This is a genomic window from Neoroseomonas soli, from assembly GCF_018129065.1.
Classification (GTDB): domain Bacteria; phylum Pseudomonadota; class Alphaproteobacteria; order Acetobacterales; family Acetobacteraceae; genus Neoroseomonas; species Neoroseomonas soli.
In genome coordinates this window covers 1-5015 of sequence record NZ_JAAEDM010000154.1, presented here as the reverse complement: position 1 = coordinate 5015, position 5015 = coordinate 1, and the positions used below count along the sequence as shown (strand labels likewise).

Sequence of the window (5015 nt, the reverse complement as noted above, 5' to 3'; positions counted from 1 at the left end):
CGGACCGCGCGGCGGCGCTGGCGGCGCTGAACGCCTTCCGCGCCGCCAACCCCGGCGGCTTCGCGACGCTCTACGTCGCCGATGGGGTCGAGCATGCGGCGGGGGGCGATGCCTTCTCTCCCTTCGCCGCGGCGCTGGCCGAGGCCGGGCCGCTGACTGTCGCGCGCGCCGAGGCACGCCCGGTGCGCACCCTGCCGCCACCGCGGGCCGAGGCCGACCGCCTCGTGTTGCGCGTGCTGCAGACCCCGGCAGGCGCGCCGACCGAGGCGACCGTGCTCGCCCGCACCGGCGACGGACGCGCCATCGCCTCGGCGACCCTGGCCTTTCCGCCCGGCGCGACGGAGGCCGAGGCTTCGCTCGACCTGCCGATCGAGATCCGCAACCAGGTGGTGCGGCTGGACCTCGAACCGGAATCCGGCGCCGCCGGCACGGTGCTGCTGGACGAACGTTTCCGCCGCCGCCCGGTGGGCCTTTCCGCCGCTATCGAGACCAGCGCGGATGCGCCGCTGACGGGCGATCTCTACTACCTCGAGCGCGCCCTCGCCCCCTATGCCGAGATCCGCCGCGGCACGCCGGAGGCACTGCTGGCCCGCCGCCTCGCCGTGATGGTCCTGGCCGACCGCGAGGTGCCCGAAGGACGGGAGCGGGAGGCGCTGGCTCGCTGGGTCGAGCAGGGCGGCATGCTGATCCGCTTCGCGGGGCCGCGGCTCGCGGAGCGACCCGACCCGCTGCTGCCGGTGGCGCTGCGGTCGGGTGAGCGGGCGCTCGGCGGCGCCCTGTCCTGGGACCGGCCGCAGGCGCTGGCGCCCTTCCCGGAAGGCTCCCCCTTCGCCGGACTGGTTCCGCCGGCCGAGGTCACGGTGGAGCGCCAGGTGCTGGCGGAACCCTCGCCCCGGCTGACCGAGCGGTCCTGGGCACGGCTGGCGGACGGCACGCCGCTGGTCACCGCCGTCGCGCGCGGGCAGGGGCGCATCGTTTTGTTCCACGTCACCGCCAATGCGGAGTGGTCCAACCTGCCGCTCTCGGGTCTCTTCGTGGACATGCTGCGTCGTCTCGTCGCGCTGTCCGCCGGGGTGCAGGGGGCGGAGGGCGAGGCGCCGCTGGCGCCGCTCGAGATCCTGGACGGCTTCGGCCGGCTCGGCGCCGCGCCGCCGGCGGCAGCCCCGATCCCGGCCAACCGGGTGGAGGAAACCGTCGCGTCCCCCCGCCACCCGCCCGGCTGGTACGGCACGCCCGGCCAAGCGGAGGAAGCAACCTGGCGACGGGCACTGAACCTGACGGCGCGCCTGCCTCCGCCGCGCGCGGCGGCGGCGGTGCCTGCCTCGGCGCGGACCGAGGCGATCGGCGGCGTGCCGGCGGAACGCGACCTCGGCCCCTGGCTGCTGGCGCTGGCGCTGCTGTTGCTTGCGGCGGACCTGGTGATTTCGCTCGCCCAGCGCGGGCTGGTCGGGCGGCAATGGTCGCGCGGGGCGGCGCTGGTCGTGCTGCTCATGGCGATGCCGGCCTTCGCGCAGGAACCGGAGGGCGCGGCGGCGACCGCCACGCGCCTCGCCTATGTCGTCAGCGGGGATTCGCAGGTGGACGAGGTCAGCCGCTTGGGCCTCGTCGGCCTGTCGGACTTCGTGAACCGGCGCACCGCGGCGGCGCTCGCGGATCCTCATCCGGTGGTGCCGGGACGGGACGATCTCTCCTTCTATCCGCTGCTCTACTGGCCGGTGCTGGCCGAGGCGCCGCAGCCCGATGCCGCCGCGGTCGCCGCGCTCAACGCCTTCATGCGCAATGGCGGGATCATCGTTCTCGACACGCGGGACGAAGGCTCGGGCGACGGCATGAACCCCGGCGCGCGGGCGGCGCTGCGGCGCGTGACGCGGGACCTCGCGGTGCCGCCGCTCGCGCCGGTGCCGGAGGACCACGTCCTCAAGCGCGCCTTCTACCTGCTGCAGGACCTGCCGGGACGCTATTCCGGCGGGCAGGTCTGGGTGGCGCGCGACCAGGACCGGGCGAATGACAGCGTCAGCCCCGTCATCATCGGCGGTCACGATTGGGCGGCGGCCTGGGCGCTCGATGCCCGCGGGCAGAACCCCTATGCGACGATCCCGGGTGGGGCGCGGCAGCGGATCCTGGCGTATCGGTTCGGGGTGAACCTCGTGATGTACGCGCTGACCGGCAACTACAAGGGGGACCAGGTGCACGTACCGGCCATCCTCGAAAGGCTGGGGAACTGATGCGCGGGATCGTCCTTGAGGGGGCCTTGCCCCCTCAAACTCCCCCACCAAAGGCCGAAAGGCCTTTGGGAACCGATACAGGTTCCGAGGGGCGCAGGGCCCTCGGCGTCGGCATCCGTGGCGGATGCCATGGGCGGGGGGCTGGATGGGGTTCCGGGAAGGCAGCGCCTTTCCCGGTCACGCCATGATCCAGACGATCGCAGGGCTCGACTTCGCGCCCGTCCTGCCGCCCTGGCTGCTCGGCGCGGCGGCGGTACTGGCGCTGCTTGCGCTGGTCCCGGCGGCCTGGCGGCGCGCGCGGGGCGTGGTCTGGCGCGCCGTCACCTTCGCCCTGATCCTCCTCGCGCTCGCCAATCCGCGCCTCGTCGAGGAGACCCGCGAAACGCGCCCCGACATCGCCCTGCTGGTGGTGGACCGCAGCGAAAGCGCGACCCTCGGCACCCGCACCGCCCAGATCGAGGCCGCCCGCCGCGACATCGAGGCCCGCGCCGCCCGCCTGCCCGAACTGGAACTCCGCACCATCGAGGTGCCCGAGGCCGGCAACCAGGGCACCCGCCTCTTCACCGCCATCGAGCGCGCCCTGGCCGAGATCCCCCGCGCGCGCCTCGCCGGCGTCATCGCGCTGACAGATGGCCAGGCGCACGACATCCCTGCCGCCGCGCCCTTCGACGCGCCCTTCCACGCCCTGATGCCCGGCCGCGCGGGGGAAACGGACCGCCGCCTGCGCGTCATCGAGGCCCCGGGCTTCGGCATCGTCGGCCGGGAGGTCGAGATCCGCGTCGCGGTCGAGGACCTCGGCGTCCCGAACGCCCAGGGTGCCGCCCGCCTGACCATCCGCCGCGACGGCGAGACGCCGCGCAGCGAGAGCGTGCCCATCGGCCGCGACCAGCGCATCGCCGTCCCGATCCAGCGCGGCGGCCCGACCGTCGTCGAGATCGAGGCCGAAGCCCGCCCCGGGGAGGTTTCCGCCCGCAACAACCGCCAGGTCGTGACCATCAACGGGGTGCGCGACCGGCTGCGGGTGCTGCTGGTCTCCGGCGAGCCGCACGCGGGCGAGCGCACCTGGCGCCGTCTGCTCAAGGCCGACCCGAATGTGGACCTCGTCCACTTCACCATCCTTCGCCCGCCGGAGAAGGACGACCTGACACCGCTGAACGAGCTGGCGCTGATCGCCTTCCCGGTGCGCGAACTCTTCCAGGTGAAACTGCGCGACTTCGACCTGATCGTCTTCGACCGTTTCTCCAACCGCGGCATCCTGCCGGCGGCTTATCTGCGGAACATCGCCGACTACGTGCGCGGTGGCGGGGCGCTGCTGATGAGCGTGGGGCCGGAATTCAGCGGCCCGGTTTCGCTGGCGCTGACGCCGCTCGGCCAGGTGCTGCCGGCGCGGCCAGCCGGGCGGCAGAACATCGTCGCGGAAGGGGCCTTCCGTCCGCGGGTCTCGGCCCTCGGCTTCCGGCACCCGGTCACGGAAGGGCTGGTGGGCGCCAACACCGAGCAGGCCGAAGCGCAATGGGGCCGCTGGTACCGCTGGCTGCGCGCCGATGCGCGGTCCGGCTCGACGGTGATGGAAGGCCCGGACGGCGCGCCGCTGCTGGTGCTGGACCGCGTCGCGGAAGGCCGCGTCGCGCTGCTGCTGTCCGACCACATCTGGCTGTGGTCGCGCGGCCATGACGGCGGCGGCCCGCAGCAGGAGGTCCTGCGCCGCATCGCCCATTGGCTGATGCGCGAGACGGAACTCGAGGAAGAGGACCTGACCGCGCGCATCGAGGCCGGACGGCTGATGGTGACGCGGCGCAGCCTCGACCCCGGCCCGCCGCCGGAGATCACCGTCACCGCCCCCGACGGCACCGTGACCCGCGCCCGGCCCGAGGAAGCCGGCGGCGGCCGCGCGACGCTCTCGCTGCCCGCAGCGCAGCCGGGTGTCTGGCAGGCCGCGGACGGGCGGCGCACCGCCTTCGCGGCCTCCGCCGCCGCCAACCCGCTGGAGATCGCCGACCTGCGCGCCGATCCGGAGAAGCTGCGTCCCCTCCTCGCCGGCACGGGAGGGGTGGCGCGCTACCTGGGGGAGGGGGCGGTGCCCGCCGTGCCGGAATTGCGCCGCGTCGGGGCGGGGCGCGACGTGGCGGGGGCGGGCTGGATCGGCCTGCGCCGCAACGGGGACCACACGGTCACCGGGATTTCCGCGCTGCCGCTGCTGCCGCCCTGGCTCGCATTGGCGCTGGTGCTGGGCGCGGCGTTGATCGCGTGGCGGCGGGAAGGCCGTTAGGGCCGACCGCGGCCGCACGGCCGTTCCACCCTCGCTGCGAGGTTCCGGGCGCGCGCGGGTTGGGCTAGAAGGGGTGGATGCGACGCCTCCTGTTTCTTGCCCCCTTCGGCTTTGCGCTGCTGCCGGGCCAGCCCTTCGGCCCCGCCCCGGCTCTGGCGCAATTCTCCGGCCCGCCCCCCCAGGCCGGGCAGACGCAGCGCCCGCCGCCGCCGGCGCTGCCGGGTCTTGCCGCCCGCCGCGCGCCGGAGCCGATCCCGGGCGACCCCAATGCCAATCTCTCGCCCACCGCGGCGCTGTTCGACGCCATCAATCGCGGCGACCTCGCGGCCGCCCGGGATGCGATGAACCGCGGCGCAAGCCTCGAGGAACGCAACGTGCTCGGCCTGTCGCCGATCGACGCGGCGGTGGACCAGGGGCGCAACGACATCCTGTTCTACCTGCTCTCGGCCCGCGGCTCGGTGCGCGGGTCGGCCCCGCCGGCCGAGGCCTCGCTGAGCCCGGCGCAGCGCGCCGCGCGCGAC

At 74.8% G+C, this 5015-nt stretch carries 2 protein-coding genes and 1 pseudogene; all 3 read left to right on the top strand.

Features of this window, described 5'->3' with window-relative positions:
• Positions 1-2225: DUF4159 domain-containing protein (locus GXW76_RS24865; RefSeq protein WP_211864829.1), on the top strand; the 2225-nt coding region annotated here is incomplete at its 5' end.
• Between the two features lie 184 nt (positions 2226-2409).
• Positions 2410-4494 (top strand): hypothetical protein, encoded by a 2085-nt coding sequence (locus tag GXW76_RS24860; RefSeq protein WP_211864828.1) that lies wholly within the window; start codon positions 2410-2412, stop codon positions 4492-4494.
• Between the two features lie 77 nt (positions 4495-4571).
• Positions 4572-5015, top strand: a pseudogene (locus GXW76_RS24855) (ankyrin repeat domain-containing protein); the annotation flags it as partial.